Annotated in this window: 21 protein-coding genes and 1 tRNA gene; 13 read left to right on the forward strand and 9 right to left on the reverse strand. The window is 70.9% G+C overall.

The genetic code is table 11. From position 1 onward, the window contains the following. The first annotated feature begins 339 nt into the window (after positions 1–339). From ACHAAC_RS07680 to ACHAAC_RS07725, 10 genes are all read left to right on the forward strand, one after another. The gene (locus tag ACHAAC_RS07680; RefSeq protein ID WP_435715533.1) at positions 340–1,851 is read left to right on the forward strand and encodes a calcium-binding protein; all 1,512 of its coding nucleotides are present in this window, start codon (positions 340–342) and stop codon (positions 1,849–1,851) included. 151 nt (positions 1,852–2,002) lie between these two features. Continuing rightward, positions 2,003–2,076 (forward strand) — tRNA-Phe (locus tag ACHAAC_RS07685). 259 nt (positions 2,077–2,335) lie between these two features. Continuing rightward, complete coding sequence (locus ACHAAC_RS07690) at positions 2,336–2,980, forward strand: ABC transporter permease (RefSeq protein ID WP_435715535.1); 645 nt, start codon at positions 2,336–2,338, stop codon at positions 2,978–2,980. Then, on the forward strand, positions 2,977–4,203 hold the full coding sequence (locus ACHAAC_RS07695; RefSeq protein WP_435715536.1) for a betaine/proline/choline family ABC transporter ATP-binding protein: 1,227 nt from the start codon (positions 2,977–2,979) through the stop codon (positions 4,201–4,203). The genes ACHAAC_RS07690 and ACHAAC_RS07695 overlap by 4 nt, the downstream gene beginning before the upstream one ends. Continuing rightward, positions 4,200–5,000 carry an ABC transporter permease gene (locus tag ACHAAC_RS07700; RefSeq protein WP_435715538.1) on the forward strand — a complete coding sequence of 267 codons (801 nt, stop codon included), beginning with the start codon at positions 4,200–4,202 and terminating at the stop codon, positions 4,998–5,000. Before ACHAAC_RS07695 ends, ACHAAC_RS07700 begins: the two co-directional genes overlap by 4 nt. Positions 5,001–5,042: 42 nt before the next feature. Then, on the forward strand, positions 5,043–5,990 hold the full coding sequence (locus ACHAAC_RS07705) for a glycine betaine ABC transporter substrate-binding protein (protein WP_435715539.1): 948 nt from the start codon (positions 5,043–5,045) through the stop codon (positions 5,988–5,990). Positions 5,991–6,080: 90 nt separating this feature from the next. Next, positions 6,081–7,106, forward strand: a complete 1,026-nt coding sequence (locus ACHAAC_RS07710) for a hypothetical protein (RefSeq protein ID WP_435715541.1) — start codon at positions 6,081–6,083, stop codon at positions 7,104–7,106. Positions 7,107–7,166: 60 nt separating this feature from the next. Continuing rightward, on the forward strand, positions 7,167–7,922 hold the full coding sequence (locus ACHAAC_RS07715; protein ID WP_435715543.1) for an SDR family oxidoreductase: 756 nt from the start codon (positions 7,167–7,169) through the stop codon (positions 7,920–7,922). Then, a complete protein-coding gene (locus ACHAAC_RS07720) occupies positions 7,922–8,434 on the forward strand; it encodes an N-acetyltransferase family protein (protein ID WP_435715965.1) in 513 nt (170 codons plus the stop codon). The genes ACHAAC_RS07715 and ACHAAC_RS07720 overlap by 1 nt, the downstream gene beginning before the upstream one ends. A 9-nt stretch (positions 8,435–8,443) precedes the next feature. Next, entirely contained in the window at positions 8,444–10,222 is a 1,779-nt protein-coding gene (locus ACHAAC_RS07725) for a DUF429 domain-containing protein (protein WP_435715544.1), read from the forward strand. Between the two features lie 20 nt (positions 10,223–10,242). On the opposite strand, the gene ACHAAC_RS07730 is transcribed toward ACHAAC_RS07725, so the two are convergent. Next, positions 10,243–10,842 (reverse strand): endonuclease, encoded by a 600-nt coding sequence (locus tag ACHAAC_RS07730; protein WP_435715545.1) that lies wholly within the window; start codon positions 10,840–10,842, stop codon positions 10,243–10,245. 54 nt (positions 10,843–10,896) lie between these two features. Then, positions 10,897–11,784: a sterol desaturase family protein gene (locus ACHAAC_RS07735; RefSeq protein ID WP_435715546.1), complete on the reverse strand. Its 888-nt coding sequence runs from the start codon at positions 11,782–11,784 to the stop codon at positions 10,897–10,899. Between the two features lie 78 nt (positions 11,785–11,862). Between ACHAAC_RS07735 and ACHAAC_RS07740 the strand changes: the two genes are divergently transcribed. After that, positions 11,863–12,504: a TetR/AcrR family transcriptional regulator gene (locus ACHAAC_RS07740; protein WP_435715547.1), complete on the forward strand. Its 642-nt coding sequence runs from the start codon at positions 11,863–11,865 to the stop codon at positions 12,502–12,504. Next, positions 12,501–13,328 (forward strand): SDR family NAD(P)-dependent oxidoreductase, encoded by an 828-nt coding sequence (locus ACHAAC_RS07745; protein WP_435715548.1) that lies wholly within the window; start codon positions 12,501–12,503, stop codon positions 13,326–13,328. The genes ACHAAC_RS07740 and ACHAAC_RS07745 overlap by 4 nt, the downstream gene beginning before the upstream one ends. On the opposite strand, the gene ACHAAC_RS07750 is transcribed toward ACHAAC_RS07745, so the two are convergent. Together ACHAAC_RS07750 and ACHAAC_RS07755 are read right to left on the reverse strand one after the other, a co-directional pair. Continuing rightward, the gene (locus ACHAAC_RS07750) at positions 13,325–13,798 is read right to left on the reverse strand and encodes an SRPBCC domain-containing protein (protein ID WP_435715549.1); all 474 of its coding nucleotides are present in this window, start codon (positions 13,796–13,798) and stop codon (positions 13,325–13,327) included. The two genes, ACHAAC_RS07745 and ACHAAC_RS07750, sit on opposite strands and share 4 nt — an antisense overlap. Positions 13,799–13,805: 7 nt before the next feature. Further along, a complete protein-coding gene (locus ACHAAC_RS07755; RefSeq protein WP_435715550.1) occupies positions 13,806–15,368 on the reverse strand; it encodes an SLC13 family permease in 1,563 nt (520 codons plus the stop codon). 195 nt (positions 15,369–15,563) lie between these two features. On the opposite strand from ACHAAC_RS07755, the gene ACHAAC_RS07760 reads away from it, so the two are divergent. After that, entirely contained in the window at positions 15,564–16,667 is a 1,104-nt protein-coding gene (locus ACHAAC_RS07760; RefSeq protein ID WP_435715551.1) for a Glu/Leu/Phe/Val dehydrogenase dimerization domain-containing protein, read from the forward strand. A 21-nt stretch (positions 16,668–16,688) separates the two neighbouring features. On the opposite strand, the gene ACHAAC_RS07765 is transcribed toward ACHAAC_RS07760, so the two are convergent. From ACHAAC_RS07765 to purF, 5 genes are all read right to left on the reverse strand, one after another. Further along, positions 16,689–17,285 (reverse strand): hypothetical protein, encoded by a 597-nt coding sequence (locus ACHAAC_RS07765; RefSeq protein WP_435715552.1) that lies wholly within the window; start codon positions 17,283–17,285, stop codon positions 16,689–16,691. Positions 17,286–17,292: 7 nt separating this feature from the next. Continuing rightward, a complete protein-coding gene (locus ACHAAC_RS07770) occupies positions 17,293–17,472 on the reverse strand; it encodes a DUF3073 domain-containing protein (protein ID WP_435715553.1) in 180 nt (59 codons plus the stop codon). Positions 17,473–17,577: 105 nt separating this feature from the next. After that, positions 17,578–18,357: a hypothetical protein gene (locus ACHAAC_RS07775; RefSeq protein WP_435715554.1), complete on the reverse strand. Its 780-nt coding sequence runs from the start codon at positions 18,355–18,357 to the stop codon at positions 17,578–17,580. Then, positions 18,344–19,405 (reverse strand): phosphoribosylformylglycinamidine cyclo-ligase, encoded by a 1,062-nt coding sequence (gene purM / locus ACHAAC_RS07780; RefSeq protein ID WP_435715555.1) that lies wholly within the window; start codon positions 19,403–19,405, stop codon positions 18,344–18,346. The genes ACHAAC_RS07775 and purM overlap by 14 nt, the downstream gene beginning before the upstream one ends. Next, positions 19,402–20,895 (reverse strand): amidophosphoribosyltransferase, encoded by a 1,494-nt coding sequence (gene purF, locus ACHAAC_RS07785; RefSeq protein ID WP_435715556.1) that lies wholly within the window; start codon positions 20,893–20,895, stop codon positions 19,402–19,404. The genes purM and purF overlap by 4 nt, the downstream gene beginning before the upstream one ends. Between the last annotated feature and the right edge of the window lie 85 nt (positions 20,896–20,980).

The following is a 20,980-nucleotide window of genomic DNA, read 5'->3' on the forward strand; positions in this document are numbered from 1 at the left end:
TCGAGTCCCGTCGGGGTCGCAGAGCAGTGCGAACGGGCCCACACCGTCAGGTGTGGGCCCTCGTGCTGTGCCGCACCCCCCGGGAAGGGCGGCCAGTGCAGTGCCAGGCGGCCGCGCTCGCTCTGCGCCCTCCGCCCCACCGTGCTCGACTTCCCGACCTTCTCACGGTTGATGCGACCTGGGACGAAACGCAACGACGCCTCGCGGCGTACTCAGGGTGAAGCACCGGCCCGCCCCCGTGGGTCGTTCACCTCGTGGACCACCGCTGGTCGAGGATCCACGATCTCCGGAAGGTCATCCATGTCTCGTCGACGTCTCCCCCACCCCGCACGGGGCACCGTGCCCGCCTCCCGTGGTCGAACCCGTCCACGGCTCCTGTCCCTCGCCGCCCTCGGCGTCGCGGCTGCCCTGGTCATGGCGCCGAACGCCGCCTTCGCTGCCGACTTCCCCGGTACGACGGATGACGACGTCATCACCGGGACGACCGGTGACGACACCATCGATGGAGGCATCGGCGACGACACCCTTTCCGGCGGGAACGGCAACGACACCATCGAAGGTGGCAACGGGAACGACGACATCAACGGTGGGAACGGGGATGACATCCTGGGCGGTGGCAACGGCATCGACACCATCGAGGGCGGCACCGGCAACGACACCATCAGCGGTGGGAACGACGGCGACCTCATCGACGGCGGGAGCGGGAACGACACCATCGACGGCGGCACCGGAAACGACGATGTCAACGGTGGGGCAGGCAACGACACCATCCGCGGCGGCACCGGCAACGACACCGTCGAAGGAGGCGCCGGGGACGACCTCATCGACGGTGGGGTCGGCGACGACGACCTCAGCGGTGGCGCGGGCGACGACACCATCGACGGCGGGATCGGCAACGACACCCTCGAGGGAGGGACCGGCAACGACACCCTCGACGGTGGCTCCGGGAACGACACCCTCGCCGGGGGGACGAATGACGACGTCCTGAACGGCGGCTCCGGCAACGACATCCTCGACGGCGGGACAGGGAACGACGAGCTCAACGGCGGCGCCGGGAACGACACCCTCAACGGCGGGACAGGGAACGACGAGCTCAACGGCGGCGTCGGGAATGACGAGCTCAACGGGGGCACCGGCGACGACGTCCTGTGCGGCCAGAGCGGCGAAGACACCCTGATCGGCGGCCTGGGCGACGACCTCGCCTGCATCTCGGGCGACAGCCTCGCCGGGCCGGCGGAGAACGGCAGCTTCGATCTGTCCGCGAACGACGAGACCCTTGACGACGAGGCCTCGCAGGCCAACGACCTCATCTACACGCTGCTCGGTGTTCCAGAGGCGCTCCGGAACGCCATGATCGATGCCGACGGCCTGTTCACCTACGCTGCCGCGTGCGAGACCGGTGACTTCTCCCTCGCCTACTCCACCACGCGCGGCATCGACGGCCCGTCGCTCGTCGCGGGCATCGCCCTGACCATCACCGAGGCGTCCACCGGACCGCTGTGCGTCGACCCCGGCCCGATCGATCCGGAGCCGGTCGACCCGGACCCGACCACCCCGGACCCGACCACCCCGGACCCGACCACCCCGGACCCGACCACCCCGGGCCCGACCACTGCGGCCCCGGCCACCCCCGGTGACACCCTGGACCCGGTCAACAACGACCTCGTGGTGGTCGCCACCGACGGTCGAGGCGCGGCCGTCGGTGCGCAACCCACGGCCGCTGGCGGTACGGAGCTCCCCAGCACCGGCGCCAGCAACGACGTGCGGCTGCTGCTGCCCGTCGGGCTCGTCGCACTGCTCGCCGGTGGCGTGATCGTCGCCGCCGGTCGTCGGGGCAGGCATCTCGCCTGAGCCGAAGGTCGATCACCAGCACGGCACGGCGACGGGCATCCACCTCACGGAGGGTGCCCGTCGTCATGCGCGCCCGAGGCTTCGAGGCCCGAACCCCGGCAGTGCCAGCGGTTGCCGTGCGATACGGTGGTCGCTGCCCGTCAGCGGGCACGGCCAGGTAGCTCAGTTGGTACGAGCGTCCGCCTGAAAAGCGGAAGGTCGCCGGTTCGACCCCGGCCCTGGCCACTCATGCACCCGCCGGATCCGACACGTCGACCCGTTCAGCCTCGATCGCACGGCCTGCCTCGCGTTGCAGTGATCACGCGCCTTTCCCGGGCGGTGCGTGGCGGTTCTGCAGACCCTCCTCTCGTGGCCCGCGCATCCGCCGGGTCCGCCATTCTGGCCACATCTGGGGCGGAAGTGAACTAACGTGCCGGGTGTGATGAACCGGCAGTGACCTCGGCGCCATGTCCACGACACCACCGAATGACCCCCTTGGAGGGCCGTGAGCTTTCTCGAGTATCTCGAGCGAAACTACGACAACTTGATCGAGCTCTCGATCGAGCACGTGCAGCTCGTGGTGATCTCGATGGCGCTGGCGATCGTGATCGGCCTGCCGCTGGGCGTCGTCGCACATCGCAAGCGGCTGCTCCGGACGCCGATCCTGAGCGCCACCTCGTTCTTCCTCACGCTGCCCTCGCTCGCGCTCTTCGCGCTCTTCATCCCGCTCTTCGGGCTGGGGGCGCCGCCGGCCATCGCCGGCCTCACGCTGTACGCGCTGCTCCCCGTGGTGAGCAACACCGTCGCCGGGCTGGCCTCCGTCGATCCCGCGGTGGTCAAGGCCTCCCGCGGCATGGGGATCGGGTCCGGGCGCCGACTGCTGCAGATCGAGCTGCCGCTGGCGTGGCCGGTCATCGTCACCGGCATCCGCGTCTCCACCCAGGTGATCGTGGGCATCGCCGCCATCGCGGTCTTCGTCGGCGGCCCCGGCCTGGGCAACGAGATCTTCCGCGGCCTGCGCTCGGTCCCCAACGACAACGCACCCAACCTCATCTACGGCGGGACGCTCGCGATCATCGTGCTCGCGCTGCTGTTCGACGCCGTCTTCGTCCTGATCCGCCGACTGACCACCTCGCGAGGTATCCGATGACCACGACCGAGCCCACGCCGGCAGCACCTCAGCAGACCCGGGACGACGACCGGCCGATGATCGAGCTGGTCGAGCTCACCAAGCGATTCCCCGGGCAGAAGAACGCCGCCGTCGACCGCCTCAGCCTGTCGGTCCGACGCGGGGAGATCGTGGTCTTCGTCGGACCCTCCGGTTGTGGGAAGACGACCTCGATGGAGCTCATCAACCGGCTCATCGAGCCGACGTCGGGACACATCATCCTCGACGGCGAGGACGTCACCAAGGGCAACCCCGACGAGCTGCGACGTCGCATCGGGTACGTCATCCAGGAGACCGGCCTGCTGCCGCACCGCACCATCGCCCAGAACATCGCCACCGTGCCTCGCCTGATCGGTTGGGACAAGGCCAAGGCGAACGCCCGCGTCGATGAGCTGCTCGGCATGATCGGCATGGACCCCGACCTCTACCGCAGCCGCTACCCCAAGGAGCTGTCCGGCGGCCAGCGCCAGCGCGTCGGCGTGGCCCGGGCCATGGCGGCCGACCCGCCGGTCATGCTCATGGACGAGCCGTTCGGCGCCATCGACCCGATCACCCGCGAGCGGCTGCAGAATGAGTTCCTGCGCCTGCAGCAGGAGATCCAGAAGACGATCATCTTCGTCACGCACGACATCGACGAGGCGATCAAGATGGGCGACCGGATCGCGGTGCTGCGCGACCAGTCGCACATCGCGCAGTTCGACACCCCCGAGAAGATCCTCTCCGACCCCGCCGACGACTACGTGGCGGACTTCATCGGTGCCGGTGCCTCGTTGAAGCGCCTGAACCTCAGCCGCATCCGCGACGTGGAGATGACCACCGACACCCCGACCGGCCTGCTCTCGGAGGACCCCGCCGCGCTGCGTCGGCGTCTGATGGACTCCGACTGGTCGGCCATGCTGCTGCTCGATGAGAACCGTCGTCCGCAACGGTGGGTCACCAGCTCCGACCTGAGCCGCGCGGGCAGCGGCCTGGGCCGCGCCGGCCTGCAGGCGCACGCCGTGGTCGAGCCCCACGCGACGCTCGCCGACGCGCTCAACGAGCTCATCACGTCCAACGGTGGGGTCGCGATCGTCGTCGACACCCGTGGCGCTTACCAGGGCATCGTCGACCTCGAGACCATCATGACCGCCGTCCGGGCGATGCGTGAGCAACACTCGGCGTTCTACCTGGCCCAGAAGACCCACCACGATGAGGTGCCGCAGTGAGCGACGACGCTGCCAGCATCGTCCCGACGACGACCGGGGCGGCACCGGTCAAGATCGCGAAGGCCTCCGACGGCGGCTCGCTGATCTCGTGGATCGGCATGCCCCTGTTCCTCCTGGCCATCGGCGGCGCGACGTGGCTCTGGGTCGGCTCGCAGGACCTCGACACCATCGAAGCCCGGGTGCTCACCCGCGACCAGCTCGTCGAGCGCACCCTCGAGCACCTGCAGCTGACCGCCGTCTCGACCCTCATCGTCATCCTCATCGCCATCCCCATCGGCGTCGTGCTCACCCGGCGCGCAGCCCGCGCGGCCGTGCCCGTGGTGATCGGCATCGCCAACATCGGGCAGGGCATCCCGTCGCTCGGCCTGCTGGCCGCGATCTTCGTGGCGTTCGGCCAGCTCGGCTTCACCCCGGTCATCTTCGGGCTCGTGGCCTACTCCACGCTGCCGATCCTGCGCAACACGATGGTCGGGCTGCAGCAGGTCGACCCGAGCCTCATCAAGGCCTCGCGCGGCATGGGCATGTCGCCGATGGGCGTGCTGCTGCGAGTGGAGCTGCCCCTGGCCATCCCGGTGATGATCGCCGGCATCCGCACGGCCCTCATCATCAACGTCGGCACCGCGACCCTCGCCACCTTCTTCGGTGCCGGTGGGCTCGGCTACATCGTCTACAACGGCATCACGTTGAACCGTACGGCCATCCTCATCACCGGGGTGGTGCTGGTCTCCGGCTTGGCCCTGCTGGTCGACTACCTGGCCGGAGCGGCCGGCCGGCTGCTGTCGCCTCGCGGCCTCTGACCCACCGAACGCCACACCCACGACGCTCTTGAAAGGAGCATCATGAACAAGAAGATCCTCTCCGCAGCGGGAACACTCACCCTCATGGCAGGCCTCGCGGCCTGCGGAGGCGACGAGGGCGGAGGCGGCGCCACCGAGGGAATCCTCGAGGGCGCCTCGATCACCGTCGGCTCGAAGGACTTCGACGAGCAGCTGATCCTGGGCCACATCAGCCGACTCGCCCTGGAGAACGCCGGCGCCGAGGTCACCGACGAGATCAACACCGGTGGCACCGACGTCGCCCGGGCGGCTCTTGAGTCCGGCGACATCGACACCTACTGGGAGTACAACGGCACCGCCTGGATCTCCTTCTTCGGCGAGACCGAGCCCGTCCCGGACCGCATCGAGCAGTACGAGGTCGTGCGAGATCGAGACCTGGAGGAGAACGACCTCCACTGGCTCGCTCCCTCGCAGTTCAACAACACCTACGCGCTGGCCTACGCCCCGGAGGCTGCCGAGGACCTCGGCAACCCCGAGACGCTCTCCGACCTCGGCGACCTGATCGAGAACGATCCCGACGCCGCCACCTTGTGCGTCGAGAGCGAGTTCTCCGCCCGTGACGACGGCCTGCCGGGCATGGAGGAGGCGTACGGCTATGAGTTCCCCGACGAGAACGTCGAGGAGCTCGACACCGCCGTCGTGTACTCCGCCACGGCCGATCGCGACCCGTGCAACCTGGGCGAGGTCTTCTCCGCCGACGGCCGGGTCAGCGGACTCGACCTGACGGTCCTGGAGGACGACGAGGGCTTCTTCCCGCTCTACAACGCCAGCCCCGTCTTCACCGACGAGATCTTCACCGAGTACGGCGACGAGCTCTCGGAGATCTTCGACCCGATCTCGGAGGCCCTGACCCAGGAGGAGATGACGACGCTCAACGAGCGCGTCTCCGTCGACCTCGAGCAGCCCGAGGACGCGGCCGAGGACTGGCTGTCGGAGAACGGCTTCATCTGAGCCGCAGCACCACCTCAGCACCACCGCCCGGGGCGGTCCCGCACGACGGGGCCGCTCTGCGGCGTTCCCGGGCGACCTAGGATGGCCGCCGTGTCTGCCCCGGGGACGGTCTACCGCCAGCACGTCGTGCCCCGTTGGGTGCTCTGGGGGCTGCTGGCCGCGCTCGTCGCCCTCGGTGTCTGGGCGCAGTGGCGCGACCCGGGAGAGCGCGGCAACACCGGCGCGGCCTCCTTCGCGGCGGGTGCCCTCGTCTACGCACTCGTCTGGGGGATCCCGATCTGGGTCGCCCTGATCACGGTGTGGAGCGTCAACCGCTACGGGAGCATCACGCTGGACGGGGAGCAGCTACGCGTCGGACGCGAACGGGTGCGCGTCGAGGACATCGAGAGGGACAGCGTCCTGCGAGCCGCCTCGCGCCCGCCCGGGCGGCGGGCCGCGCGGGCCGACACCTACGCGGCGAGCGGGAAACGACCCGCGGGGGGATCCCTCGCGCTGCCGACGGGCGTCGGGGCCATCACCGTCACCCTGCGCGACGGCCGGGAGGTGGTCCTGCAGACGAGGGACCGTGCAGGTCTCCTCGAGGCGCTCCTGTCCGTGGTCCCCGCGACCGACGACCCGCAGGAGCCCGTCCTCACCGAGGACGGCCGCCGGACCCGCACGCTCTTTCGCCGCGCCGCCTGGGGCCCGGCGCGGCTGCACGCCGCCGACGGCCTCACGACGGTGGAGCTGCCCGACGCCTCGACGATCGCGTTGTCGGACCGAGCACCCCAGGACGCGGCGGCCGGTCGGGCACCGGACAGCACCCAGGCGACGTTGCTGGTCGACGGCCGCCCGTGCGGTGGGCTCCGGTCGCTCGCCGCCCTCGAGCTGGCGGTGGAGGTCGACGACCTCCCCTTCGCCGCACCGGGACTGCGACTGCACCTGCACGTGATCTCCCAGGGGCTGTCCCTCCGGGACGACCGGGGCGCGCTGGTCCGACCACCGACCGTCCGCATGATGATCGCCAACCACCTCCCTTTCTGGCGGGTCGCGCGGCCGACGGTCGCCGACCGGGCCCGGCCCGAGCACGTCGCGCTGTGGCTGGCGGCCTCGTGGCATCTCCGGGACGGCCGCTGAGCTGCCACCCGGCTCCGACGTGTCCCGACCCGTCCGAGCCTCTGGCCTAGGGTGAAGCACATGGACCTCGGACTCGGCGGACGCACGTACATTCTCACCGGCGCGACGCGTGGCCTCGGCCGCGCGACGGCCGAGGCGCTCGTGGCGGAGGGCGCCAACGTCGTGGTCTCCTCCCGCAGCCAGGACTCGGTGGACGCCGCCGTCGAGGCCCTCGGCGAGCGTGCCGTCGGCGTGGCGATCGACAACGCCGACGAGGCCGCCCCGGCAGCCCTCGTCGCGATCGCCCGCCAGCACTTCGGTGGCCTGCACGGGGTGCTCGTGAGCGTCGGGGGACCGCCGCCCGGCACCGTCCTCGGTCGCTCCGACCAGCAGTGGCGCACGTCCTTCGAGAGCGTCTTCCTCGGGGCGCTGCGCCTGGCGACCACCGTGGCCGAGGAGCTCGAGGAGGGCGGCTCCATCGCGTTCGTGCTGTCGACATCGGCCAAGGCCCCGGTGCCCGGGCTGGGCATCTCCAACGGGTTGCGGCCCGGTCTGGCCATGGCGGCCAAGGACCTCGCCGACGAGCTCGGCCCACGCGGGATCCGGGTCAACGCCCTGCTTCCCGGTCGGGTGGACACCGAGCGTGTCCAGGAGCTGGATGCCGCCACGGGGGACGCCGACGCGGCGCGGGAGCGCACCGAGGCGACCATCCCTCTGCGTCGCTACGGTCGTCCCGAGGAGTTCGGGCAGGCGGCGGCGTTCCTGCTCTCCCCTGCCGCCGGGTTCCTCACCGGCGTCATGCTCCCGGTCGACGGCGGGCTCACCCGCAGCCTGTGATGCACGTCGAGGCGATGCGCCCGGAGCACGGACCCGCGGTGCTGGAGATCTTCGGCGAGGGCATCGCCACCGGTCACGCGACCTTCGAGACGCAGGTGCCGTCGTGGGGCGTCTTCGACTCCGCCAAGCTGGCGGACCATCGCTTCGTCGCCGTCGAGGAGGACCGCGTGGTCGGCTGGGCCGCGGTGTCTCCCACCTCGTCCCGAGCGGTGTACCGCGGGGTCGTCGAGGACGCTCTGTACGTGTCGGACCAGGCGCGGGGGCGTGGTGTCGGCCGGGCGCTGCTCACCGAGCTGGTCCGATCAACCGAGCGTGCCGGGATCTGGACGATCACCTCGGGCATCTTCCCCGAGAACGCGACGAGTCTCGCGCTGCACGAGTCCCTCGGGTTCCGCCGGGTCGGCGTCCGAGAGCGTCTGGGTCTCATGCAGGTCGGGCCGCTCTCGGGAACCTGGCGCGACGTCGTCTGGCTCGAGCGGCGGGTGGCCGGGGTGGCCCCACCCCGCCGGTAGGTTGCAGGCATGCACTTCGTCGGCCTGGACCTCGCCTGGGGCGAGAAGAAGCCGAGCGGGCTCGCCGTGCTCGACGACGCCGGACGCCTCGTGCACCTGTCGGCGGTCGGTGACGACGCCGCGATCCTCGACGCGCTCAGGCCGTGGGACGCCGGCCCGTGCCTCGTGGCCATCGACGCACCACTCGTCGTGACCAACCCCACCGGCAACCGTCCCGCCGAGAAGGCGCTCAACCGAGACTTCGCCCGCTTCGATGCCGGAGCCCATCCCACCAACACCGGCAAGCCCGAGTTCGCCGCCCAGCCTCGGGGGGCTCGCGTCGCCGCGCTCCTCGACCTCGACCTCGATCCCGGCTCGTCGGCTGCGCGACGCGCCGTCGAGGTCTATCCGCACGCCGCGTCCGTGGCGTTGTTCCGACTCGGCCGCACCCTGAAGTACAAGAACAAGCCGGGGCGCGCCCTGCCCCACCTGCAGGCCCAGCTGTTGCGCCTGACCGCGCTGCTGGAGTCGCTCGCCGACGCGGAGGTCCCCCTCGACCTCACCGCCCCGGTGTGGCGCGAGCTCGTGCGCTCGGTGGAGGCGGCCACGCGCAAGAGCCAGCTGCGGGTGGCCGAGGACCAGGTCGACGCCGTGCTGTGTGCCTACGTCGCGATGCTCGCGCACCACCGGCCCGATGAGATGACCACCTACGGCGATGCCCGGAGCGGGTGCATCGTCACACCACGCCTGCCCGACGGGCACGAGCCGACGCCCCGCGAGCCCGTTCCGGAGGTGCCCACCGCCGAGGTGGCACCACCGACGCTGTCGACGCCGCGCGAGCAGACCGGGCCCGTGCACCGTGCGGTGCAGGAGTACGCCGCCGTGCAGCCTCGCCTGGCCGCCGTCACCACGGACCTCGTCGAGACCCTCACCACGCTGCTCGACGACGCCGGCATCAACTACCTGAGCATCGACGGTCGCGCCAAGAGCGTCGCCTCCTTCGCCACCAAGGCCACCCGGGAGACGGACGGCCATGCCGTCTTCACCGACCCGCTGCGCCAGATCACCGACCAGATCGGCCTGCGCATCATCACCTACGTGCACAGCGACGTCGCCGCCGTGGCCGATCTCCTGGCCGACCAGCTGACGGTCCTCGACGACCGCGACATGGGCGAGGAGACCGCGAGCGAGGGCAGGTTCGGCTACGCGAGCCGTCACCTGCTCGTGACCCACCCCTCGCTGGAGGGGCGCAGCGCCCAGGTGCAGGTCCGCACCGTCCTGCAGCACGCCTGGGCGGAGTTCGAGCACGACATCCGGTACAAGGGCACCGTCCCCGAGGCCCACGCATCCGACCTCGACCGCCGCTTCACGCTCGCCGCGGGCCTCCTGGAGCTGGCGGACCGTGAGTTCTCCACCATCCGGGACCGGCTGCGCGCCGGCATGGCCGCGGAGCACCCCGACGTCGACCCCCGGGACCCCCGGCTCAGCGCGCAGGAGCTGGCGGCCTTCCTCGCCACCCAGTACAGCGATGCCGGCTGGTCACGCACGGATCACTACGCGTGGGTGTCCGGCCTGCTGCTCGAGCTGGGCATCACGTCGCTGGAGGAGCTGCGCGGGCTGCTGGTGTCGGTCGACAGCGACGCGGTCAACCTGCGGATGGACTACCGCTACCCGCCCGGCGCCGTCCGTCGCCTCGACGACGCCCTGCTCGCGGTCTTCGAGCAGCGGTACGTGGAGCTGCACGGCAACGCGCACCGCCAGCCACTCCTGCAAGCCCGGCTCGAGCGGCTCCGCACCCCGCCGGGCTGAGTCCGGTCGGCCGGGGGACCTCAGCCGGCCAGGGCCACCCGAACGCACGCCGCCACGAGGCGCGGAAGCTCCTCCGCCTCGACGTGACGCGCCAGGCCGGGCCCCGTCCGTGGGACGCCGGCGGCCTCGGCCCCGCGCGCGGCCAGGGCGTCGACGTACGGGGCGACCTCAGGCCAGACGCCCTGCACCTCGCGCAGGAAGATGGCGGCTCCCGCGGGCCCGATGCCCTTGACCCGCTGCAGGCCCTCACCGATGGCCTCGACGTCCCCGTCGGCGTCCCGCCGCAGGCGACGCAGGTCACCGCCCCAGGTGTCGAGCACCAGGTCAGCGGCCTCGGCGAGCTGTGTGGCGGTCTTCTCGTCGTAGCGGCGGTAGCCACCACGGCCCAGCGCGTCGACGCGCTGCTGCCACGTGCTGCCCCGCATCGCCCGCGGGGTGCGCCAACCGGCGCGACCGAGCTCGCGGGCGGACGCCGTGGCGACGCCGGCGTCGATGCGCGCGGAGAGCAGCAGCGACAGCACGAGCAGCCGCCACAGCGGTGACGGCTCGTCGCGCAGCGTGATGCCGGCCTCCTCGGCGAAGGTCGTGCCGTGCTGCTCCAGCAGGTCCTCGATGCTCATCGCACCCCCCCTCTGCCCACGACGGTACGCAGGGCCGAGCGGGACGGCACGTCGTCAACGGCGCGGCAGGACCGGCTCCCGGTCACGCTCGGCCGAAGGTGTCCAGCCCGGGGGCCCGAACACGTAGCCGAGCTTGTTGCGCAGCCCTCGCACCCCGCGGACGTCGCGCGCCATCTGCACGTAGTCGCCGTACTGCAGCCTGAGCAGGTTGAAGGTGTCGACCTCGTAGGTCAGGCCGTAGGTCGGTCGGTGCCGCTCCTGCGTGAACGTGCCGAAGAGGCGGTCCCAGATGATCAGCATCCCGGCGTAGTTCTTGTCCAGGTACTCCGGGTCGCTGCCGTGGTGCACGCGATGGTGCGAGGGCGTGTTCAGGACGTACTCGATCGGCCGGGGGAGCTTGCCGACGAGCTCGGTGTGCACGAAGAACTGGAAGATCAGGTTGACACCGAACGCGACGTAGAGCGTCCACGGCGAGAATCCCAGCAGCGGAAGCGGCAGCCAGAAGAAGAACTCGAACCAGGGATTCCACTTCTGGCGCAGCGCGGTGCCGAAGTTCATGAACTCGCTGGAGTGGTGTGCCTGGTGACCGGCCCAGCCGATCCGGACGCGATGGCTGAAGCGGTGGTGCCAGTAGTAGCCCAGGTCCACGCCCAGGACGACGAGCACCCAGTACCACCACGTGTCGACGGGAAGCTGGAACGGCGCGAGGTAGGTGTAGGCGGCGATGAACCCGACGAAGGAGACGACCTTGAAGACGGTGAGGAAGAACAGCGAGCCGACGCCCATCGAGATGGAGGTCCGGGCGTCCTTGAGGGAGTAGCCGGTGACGCCGTCGTCGTGGTCGAGCCACCGCAGTGCCGCCAGCTCGATGACGATGGTGAGCAGGAAGAACGGCGCGGCGTACGTCACCGGGTTCGTCATGGGGTCCAGCAGTGCTTCCATCAGTCCTCCACGGCGTCCCCGGCAATATGACTTTGGAGTAAGTTACCATGCGATCAGTTGCTGGACTAGGGTCGAGACGTGAGCACCTCGGGCGCCGTCGTACGGACCAACGCGGGCACCAAGGGCGTGCCGCGGGTGGAGCGCGAGGCCCAGATCGTCGCCGCCGGCTCCCTCGCGTTCGGCACAGAGGGCTTCGCCGCCACCAACGTCCAGAGCGTCGCGGCCGCGGCGGGCATCTCCAAGCCCCTGGTCTACCAGTACTTCGGCTCCAAGGAGGGCCTCTACGCCGCCTGCCTGGACGAGGCCGGGGGGCTGCTCGGCCGGGAGATCGAGCGGATCGCCCGGGGCGACTCCGTCGGTGTCGATCGCGGCCTGCGCACCCTGGAGGGGATGTTCGCCCTGCTCGACGGCCGGCGACACCTCTGGCGGCTGCTGCACGACCCCACCGCACCCACGACCGGTGACGTCGCCCGCATCGTGGGAACGCACACCTCGCGGATCGCGGCGCTCGCCCACGAGGGGGTCACGGAGCTGCTCTCGCTCGCCGGCGTCGAGGACGAGCTCGACGTCTCGGCCATGACCGCCACCTGGCTGGGGATCGTCGACTCGCTGATGGACTGGTGGGTGACCCATCCGCAGGAGTCCGCGGACGCGATGGTCCAGCGGTGCGCGCGCCTGGTGATGGCCCTGTTCACCGACGCCCAGCAGGCCGGACGATGAGCCGGGGTCCCGGGGTCGTCGTCGTGACTGGCTCCTCCAGCGGCATCGGCGCCGAGGCGGCCGTCCAGCTCGGCGAGCACGGCTGGACAGTGTGCCTGCTCGCCCGGCGCCCGGACGAGCTCCTTGCCGTGGCGGAGCGCGTCCGTGCGGCCCAGGAGTCCAGCGGGAGCACCGGTGCCACCGTCCACACCTACCCCGTCGACCTCACCGACGACGCCGACGTCGCCCGCGTCGTGGGGCTCGTGCTCGACGACCACCCACGCGTCGACGTCCTGGTGAACAACGCCGGCCGCTCGATCCGCCGCCCCATCCGGGAGTCCATCGATCGCGTGCACGACTACGAGCGCACGATGGCCGTCAACTACCTCGGCGCCGTCCGGCTGACCCTGGGCCTCCTGCCACGCTTCCTGGAGCAGGGGCAGGGGCACGTGGTGTTCAGCTCGACGATGTCCACCCAGCTGCCGATCCCGCTGTTCTCGGCCTACCTGGGCAGCAAGGCGGCCCTGGAGTCGTTCGCGCGCTCGCTGCTGGCCGAGCACGGCCACCACGGCGTCACGACGACCACCGTGTACTTCCCGATGGTGCGCACACAGATGTCCGGCGCCACGAGCATCTACTCCGCGATGCCGATGATGGACGCCCACCGAGCCGGCCGATGGCTGGTCAAGGGCGCCGTCGACCAGCCGACCCGGGTCACGAGCCTGGGCGGTGCGATGAGCGAGGCCGGCATGTCCGTCCTGCCCGGCGTGCTCACCAAGGTCATCACTCCCGGCATCCGACGAATGGACAAGCGCCTGGCCAGACGGGCCCGGCGCATGCCCTAGGGAGTCACCGCCGTCACGAACGCGTCCAGGGCGTACGGCCAGGCCTGCTCCATCTGGTCCCGATAGGCGGCGCCCAGCTCGCCGTGCACCTCGAAGCGATGGTGCCGCAGGTGCACGCGCGTGGCAGCGTCCACGGCCGTGAGCGTCAGCTCGACGACCGATGCCTCGTCAGGATGCGGGACCGGAACCCGGTCCGGACCGATCTGCCAGCTGAGGGCGATCCGGACGGGTGGCTCGTGGACCAGCACCACGCCGAAGTCCCACCGCACGCCCCGGGCGCCGATCTCCCACGCCGCACCGCCCGCCTCGTCGACGATGCCGGTGTCGACCAGGTGGTCGGCCCCGGACCAGGTGAACTCTCGCGGCCACCAGCGGCCGAAGCCGCCGACGAGCGCGGCATAGGCCTTCTCCGGAGCGAGGGGCACGGAGACCGCCACCTCGACGGGCTGGATGATCGGACTTGTCGTCATGGCAGGACTACAGGGCGATGTTGAAGACCCACACGGCGAGGGTCATCGTTCCCACGGTGGTCAGGACGAGCGCGACCAGGTTGACCCACACCCCACCCTTGATCATCTGCCCGATCGAGACGTAGCCGGAGCCGAAGGCGATCGCGTTGGGCGGGGTGGCCACCGGCAGCATGAAGGCGCAGGTCGCCGCGATCGCCACCGGGATGGTCAGGAGCATCGGGTCCATGTCCAGTCCGAGGGCGACACCGCCGGCCAGGGGCAGGAACGTGGCCGCCGTGGCCGTGTTGCTGGTGAGCTCGGTGAGCATCAGGACGCCCGCGGCGACGATGAGGACGAGCAGCACGACCGGGATCCCGCCGAGTCCCTCGGTCTGCTCGCCGATCCACTCGGTCAGGCCGCTGGAGCCGAACTGGGCGCTCAACGCCAGGCCGCCGCCGAACAGCAGCAGCACACCCCACGGCAGCTTGACCGCCGCCTCCCAGTCCAGCAGGCGCACGCCGCGACCGGTGCCGGAGGGCAGGATGAACAGCAGGACACCGATCGTCATCGCGATGCCGGCATCGTCGATGAAGGGCTCGTCCTGGATCAGCGGGATGCTCACCCAGCTGGCCGCTGCGAGCCCGAAGACCGCGAGGACCATCCACTCCGGCCGCGACATCGCGTCCAGCTTGCGGATCTCGGCGTCCATGAGCTCGCGTCCGCCGGGGATGTCGTCCATCTCGGGCGGGAAGACGAGCCTGGTCAGGATCAGCCAGCAGGCGACCAGCAGCACGACCGCCAGCGGCAGGCCCAGCATCATCCACTGGCCGAACCCGATGGAGATGTCGTGGTTCTCCGAGAGGTAGCCGACCAGGAGTGCGTTGGGAGGCGTGCCGATGATCGTGGCCAGCGATCCGATCGACGCCGCATAGGCGATGCCCAGCATGAGCGCCGTGCCGAAGTTGGACCGCACGATCTCCTGGACCCCGACCCCGGTCTCCTCCATCTTGTCGGGGTCGCCGCCGGCCTTCTCCATCCGGGCCACGAGCATCAGGACCGAGACGCCGATCGGCAGCATCATCACGGCCGTCGCGGTGTTGGAGACCCACATGCTGATGAAGCCGGTCGCGATCATGAAGCCCGCGATGACCATCGACGGCTTGGTCCCCATCGCCCGCACGGTGACGAGAGCGACCCGGCGGTGCAGGTTCCAGCGCTGCATCGCCAGGGCCAGCAGGAACCCGCCCATGAACAGGAAGATGATGTTGTTGCCGTAGGAGGCTCCGACGTCGTCGACCGTGCCGTCGCCCAGCACGGGGAAGACCACGAGCGGCAGGAGGGCCGTGGCCGGGATGGGGATGGCCTCGGTCATCCACCACACGGCCATCAGGACCGCGGTCGCCGCGGTCAGCCTGCCGGCGTGGCCCAGGTCGGCCGGCAGGACGACGTAGACGAGCACGGCGAGGATCGGGCCGGCCGCGAGTCCCACCCACTGGCGGCGGGCTCGCGAGGGCGGTTCGGGCTCGGCGCGCAACCCCTCGGAGCGGTCGTCCTGGGTCTGCTGCGCTCGGGCAGCCGTCGAGTCACTCAAGGGGTCCCCCACCGTCGGTCGTGTGACCGACACCATACGAGATGACGACCCGGTTCCGCTCATCGCGGTCGGTCCGTCTCGGGTCGTGATGCGGCTCCACGGGCGTACCATCGATCCAGGCCACACCACCCCGTGGCCCGACCCGGTCAGGGCCCACCACCGCCCGACCTTCGAACTCGACGAGAGAGCACCACCGTGACCGATCGCACCCCCGCACCCACCGACCCTGCCGGCACCGTCTTCGGGCAGCCGCACGAGCAGGTCGTCTTCTGCCACGACGAGGCCAGCGGCCTGCGGGCCATCATCGGGTTGTACTCCACCGCCCTCGGTCCCGGCCTGGGCGGCACGCGCTTCCACCCCTACGCGAGCGAGGCCGCGGCACTCACCGACGTCCTTGCACTCAGCCAGGGCATGGCCTACAAGAACGCCCTCGCCGGGCTCGACCTCGGCGGCGGCAAGGCCGTCATCATCGGTGACCCGCGGACCATGAAGACCGAGGCACTGCTGCGCGCCTACGGTCGGTTCGTCCAGACCCTGAACGGGCGGTACTACACCGCGTGCGACGTCGGCACGTTCAGCGCTGACATGGACGTCATCGCCCGCGAGACCAGCTACGTCACCGGGCGGACCGTCGAGCACGGCGGTGCCGGCGACTCCTCGGTGCTGACGGCCTTCGGCGTCTACCAGGGCATGCGAGCCAGCGCCCAGCACGTCTGGGGCTCGACGTCGCTGGCCGGTCGTCGGGTCGGCGTCGCGGGCGTGGGCAAGGTCGGCAAGCACCTCGTGGACCACCTGGTCGCCGAGGACGCCCACGTCGTCGTCACCGACGTCGATCCCGCCGCCCTGGACCTCGTCACGGCCAAGCACCCGCACGTCCGCGTGGTGGAGTCCACCGACGCCCTCGTGGCCGAGCCGCTCGACGTCTACGCCCCGTGCGCCCTCGGCCGCGCGCTCACCGACGACGTGGTCGGCGCGCTCTCGGCCACCATCGTCTGCGGTGGCGCCAACAACCAGCTCGCGCACGACGGCATCGGCAAGCTCCTCAGCGGCCGCGGCATCACCTACGCCCCCGACTACTGCGTCAACGCCGGTGGGGTCATCCAGGTCTCCGACGAGCTCGACCCGCAGGGCTTCAGCTTCGAGCGGGCCAAGGCGCGCGCGACCGGGATCTTCGACTCGACGCTCGCCGTCCTGGAACGGTCCGACCGCGACGGACTCACGACCGCGGAGGCAGCCGACCGGGAGGCCGAGCAGCGCATCCGCACCATCGGCCGCCTGGGTCAGATCCACCTGCCCTGACCTCGGCGACGGCCTGCGCCCTCAGCCCACGACGTCCACGGGCACCGGCGCGTCGGCGACGAGCGCGCGCAGGTGGTCCAGGTCCAGCGGCGACGCTGCGACGAACGCGGCGTCGGGCAGAAAGCGCACCGTGGTGCCGGTGGTGCCGTCGGGTGCGAGTGCTCGCGTCGGGCCCGCGGGCAGGCCGTGCTCGTACCGCCGGGACCAGGCCCCGGTCGCCCGACGATTGACGTGCTCCAGCCAGCAGCTGACGGCACAGACCGCGGAGAGACCGGATCGTGACCGGCCATCGGCCAGGACCGGGGCGTCCACGGCGTCGAGGAACCGCAGGTCGGGCGTGGCCATGATTGGCTTGACGACCGGGGCCCCCGTGGCGTCCGTCCGGGTGTCGGTGCCGCGACCGTCGTCGCAGATCGTGACCGACCCGTCGTCGTGCCGCTCGATCCACACGTGCCGGGTCAGCCCGTCGAGCGCCTCGTCGAGGGGGTAGGCGAGCACCTCGAGCACCAGGTGCAGCAGCTCCGGGGCCTCACGGGCGGCGTCTGCACGTAGCCGAGCCACGTGGGACGCGAGGACGTCGTGGGTCCAGTCGTGCGTCGTCCTCAGACCGGGCAGCACAGCACGACTAGGAGGCGGAACGGTCCTCGTCGGCGAGGTCGGCGTACTGGTCCGGGATCGGGTCCCCAGACTCGCCGGACTCCCCGTGCAGCTCACGCTGCAGGTCATCGAAGTCCGGATCAAAAGTCTGATACTTCAGGTTGCGTGCAACCTTCGTCTGCTTCGCCTTCGCACGGCCGCGCCCCATGGGTCCGACCCCCTCGCACAAGAATAGTCAGTATGTCGTGCTGGCAACCCTACCGAAGATCGCCCACCTTTTCGTCACCGGGGCCGACACGGTCCGCGTGACCTCTCACACCGCGTCGCGATCCATCAGCACGACCGTCAGGACGACGGCATGATCGGCACTGTGCCAGACCACGCAGGGACTGGCGTCCGTGGCCACCTGGTCCTCGGCGTAGACCAGCTGGAGCCCGAGCGCCGAGGTCAGCGGCACCGTGCGGGTCTGCCCCGCGTCGTCGACGTAGTCGACGGTCCCGGTGAAGCGATGGGCCGCGCCGGCGGGCTCGCGCTGCATCGACGGACGCGCAGCGGTGGCGCGCCTCGGGTCCTCCGCGAGGTGGGCGTAGGCGCGGTTCCAGGCCGTGAGGTCGGCGCGGGCCTGCCTGATCTTCCACGAGGCCAGTGCACTGAAGTAGACCAGCACGGCCGCGACCGTCCCCACCACGAGGCGGCCCCCGAAGTGAGCCACGGACGGGTGGAGCACAGCGCAGGCCAGCGGGACGAGGGCTGCCGTCGCGAACGCGATCCTCACGTCCAGCCCGGAGGCCCGGCGCAGCACGAGCGCCACCACCGCGCCCGTGACAAGCGCCACGACGGTGGCGAGGATGTCACCGGACAGCAGGGTGAAGGGCACCAGTGCCACCGCCGCGGCGAAGCACCCGACCACGAGACCGGCGACGACGGAGGTCAGTCGGGCGGTGAGGCCCAGCGTGCTGCTCTCGTGCTCGGCGGTGAGGTCGGCGGGCTGCGGGCGGCGATCGAGGTCCTCGACGTCGTGCACCAGGGCCAGCATCGTCACGGGGGCACCCATCACGGCATGGCCCTCGCGGCCCTCCTCAGGCGTGCTCACCGTGCAGCGTCACCGAACCGGCGCCGCCATGGACGCCCGCCTCGGCGACGTCGCCGGCGATCCAGGCCTCGACGCCTTGGTCGGTGAGGAAGCGCACGGCCGCGTCGGCATCCTCACCGGCCACCAGCGCGACCATCCCGACGCCGATGTTGAGTGCTTCCTCCAAGTCGTCGCGCCGCACCGAGCCGACGTCGGCGACGAGGTCGAAGACGGCCGGCCGCGACCACGAGGAGCGGTCGACGCGCACGGAGACGGTCTCGGGGACGACGCGCGCCAGGTTGGCGGCCAGGCCGCCACCGGTCACGTGGGACATCGCGTGGACGTCGAGCGCGTCCGCGAGCCCGAGGCACGGCAGCGTGTACAGGCGGGTCGGGGTCAGCAACGTCTCGCCCAGGCGTCCGCCCAGCTCGGGGACCTCACGATCCAGGGTCCAGCCCGCGCCGCCGAGGAGCACGTGGCGCACGAGCGAGTACCCGTTGGAGTGCAGCCCGGAGGAGGCCATCGCCACGACGGCGTCGCCGGGTCGGACGAGCTCGGCACCCAGCAGGCGATCGGCCTCCACCACACCCGTCGTGGAGCCGGCGACGTCGTACTCGTCGGGCTCCAGCAGGCCCGGGTGCTCGGCCGTCTCCCCGCCCAGCAGTGCCGTGCCCGCCTCGGCACACGCCTGGGCGATGCCCTTGACCACGTCGGCGATGCGCTCGGGCACGACCTTGCCGCAGGCGATGTAGTCGGTGAGGAAGAGCGGCTCGGCCCCGCACACCACGAGGTCGTCGACGAGCATGCCGACGAGGTCGTAGCCGATCGTGTCGTGCACGTCCATGGCCTGGGCGATGGCGACCTTCGTGCCCACGCCGTCGGCCGACGTGGCCAGGAGCGGGCGTCGGTAGTCCTTGAGCGCACTGGCGTCGAAGAGACCGGCGAACCCGCCGATCCCACCGACCACCTCCGGCCGCCGGGCCTTGTCGACCCACTCCTTCATGAGCTCGACGGCGCGGTCGCCCTCCTCGATGGAGACCCCGGCCGCGGCGTACGACCCACCACTCACTGGATGACCTTCAACGGCTCGACGTCGGCCTCCAGCAGGTGCTTGCCGATGAGGTCGTCCTCCGGCAGCGCAACGGGGTAGATGCCGTCGAAGCAGGCCCGGCAGAGCCGATCCTTGGGCACGTTCGTGGCCTCGACGAGCTGGTCGAGCTCGACGTAGGCGAGGGAGTCCGACCCGATGGAGCGACGGATCTCCTCGACGCTGATGCCGCCGGCGATGAGCTCGGCTCGCGAGGCGAAGTCGATGCCGTAGAAGCACGGCCACTTCACCGGCGGGCTGGAGATGCGCACGTGCACCTCCGCAGCGCCGAACTCGCGCAGCATCCGCACGAGGGCGCGCTGGGTGTTCCCGCGCACGATCGAGTCGTCGACCACGACGAGCCGCTTGCCCTCGATGACGTCGCGCAGCGGGTTCAGCTTGAGCCGGATGCCGAGCTGGCGGATGGTCTGCGAGGGCTGGATGAAGGTCCGGCCGACGTAGGAGTTCTTGACCAGACCGTGCCCGAAGGGGATGCCGCTCTCCTCGGCGTAGCCGATGGCGGCCGGGGTGCCGGACTCCGGGACCGGGATGACCAGGTCCGCCTCCACCGGGTGCTCACGGGCGAGGCGGCGGCCGATCTCCGCGCGCACGGAGAAGACCCGTTGGCCGGAGATCGTCGTGTCCGGTCGGGCGAGGTAGACGTACTCGAAGATGCAACCCTTGGGAGCGGCCGGCGCGAAACGCTCGGTGCGCAGCCCGTCGGCGTCGATCGCGATGAACTCGCCCGGCTCGACCTCACGGATGAAGGAGGCACCCACGATGTCCAGGGCCGCCGTCTCGCTGGCCACGACCCAGCCGCGCTCGAGCCGACCGAGGACGAGGGGCCTGATGCCCTGCGGGTCGCGGGCGGCGTAGAGCGTGTTCTCGTCCATGAAGACCAGGGAGAAGGCGCCGCGCAGCGCGGGCAGCACCTCGATCGCAGCCTCCTCGACCGAGCGGTCCTGGTACGACGACAGCAGGCTCGCCATGACGGCGGTGTCGGTGGTGGCGGTCTCGCCCTTGCCGGCGGAGACGGAGCCGGGGGCGGCGGTCCGCTCGCGCAGCATGGCGACGAGATCGGCGGTGTTGGTGAGGTTGCCGTTGTGCCCCAGGGCCACCGCGCCGGACGCCGTGGGGCGGAACGTCGGCTGGGCGTTCTGCCAGACGCTCGCGCCCGTCGTGCTGTAGCGCGCGTGGCCGATCGCCACCTCACCCTTCAGGGACTCCAGCGTGGCCTCGTCGAAGACCTGCGAGACGAGCCCCATGTCCTTGTACACGAGGATCTGGCGCCCGTTGCTGACGGCGATGCCGGCCGACTCCTGACCACGATGCTGCAGCGCGTACAGCCCGTAGTAGGTCAGCTTGGCGACCTCCTCACCGGGCGCCCAGACGCCGAAGACGCCACAGGCGTCCTGGGGTCCGACGTCCTGAGGATCGATGTCGTGGGTCAGTCGACCATCTCCGCGAGGCACACCCTCAGTGTAGGGCCAGCCACCGCGCCATCGCCCCTGACGGGGGCCGGCGGGCGCGGGCGAGCAGGTCTGGGCCGCGGGGCCT

Origin of the sequence: Aeromicrobium sp. CF4.19 (assembly GCF_051262555.1) — a bacterium.
Lineage (GTDB): Bacteria > Actinomycetota > Actinomycetes > Propionibacteriales > Nocardioidaceae > Aeromicrobium.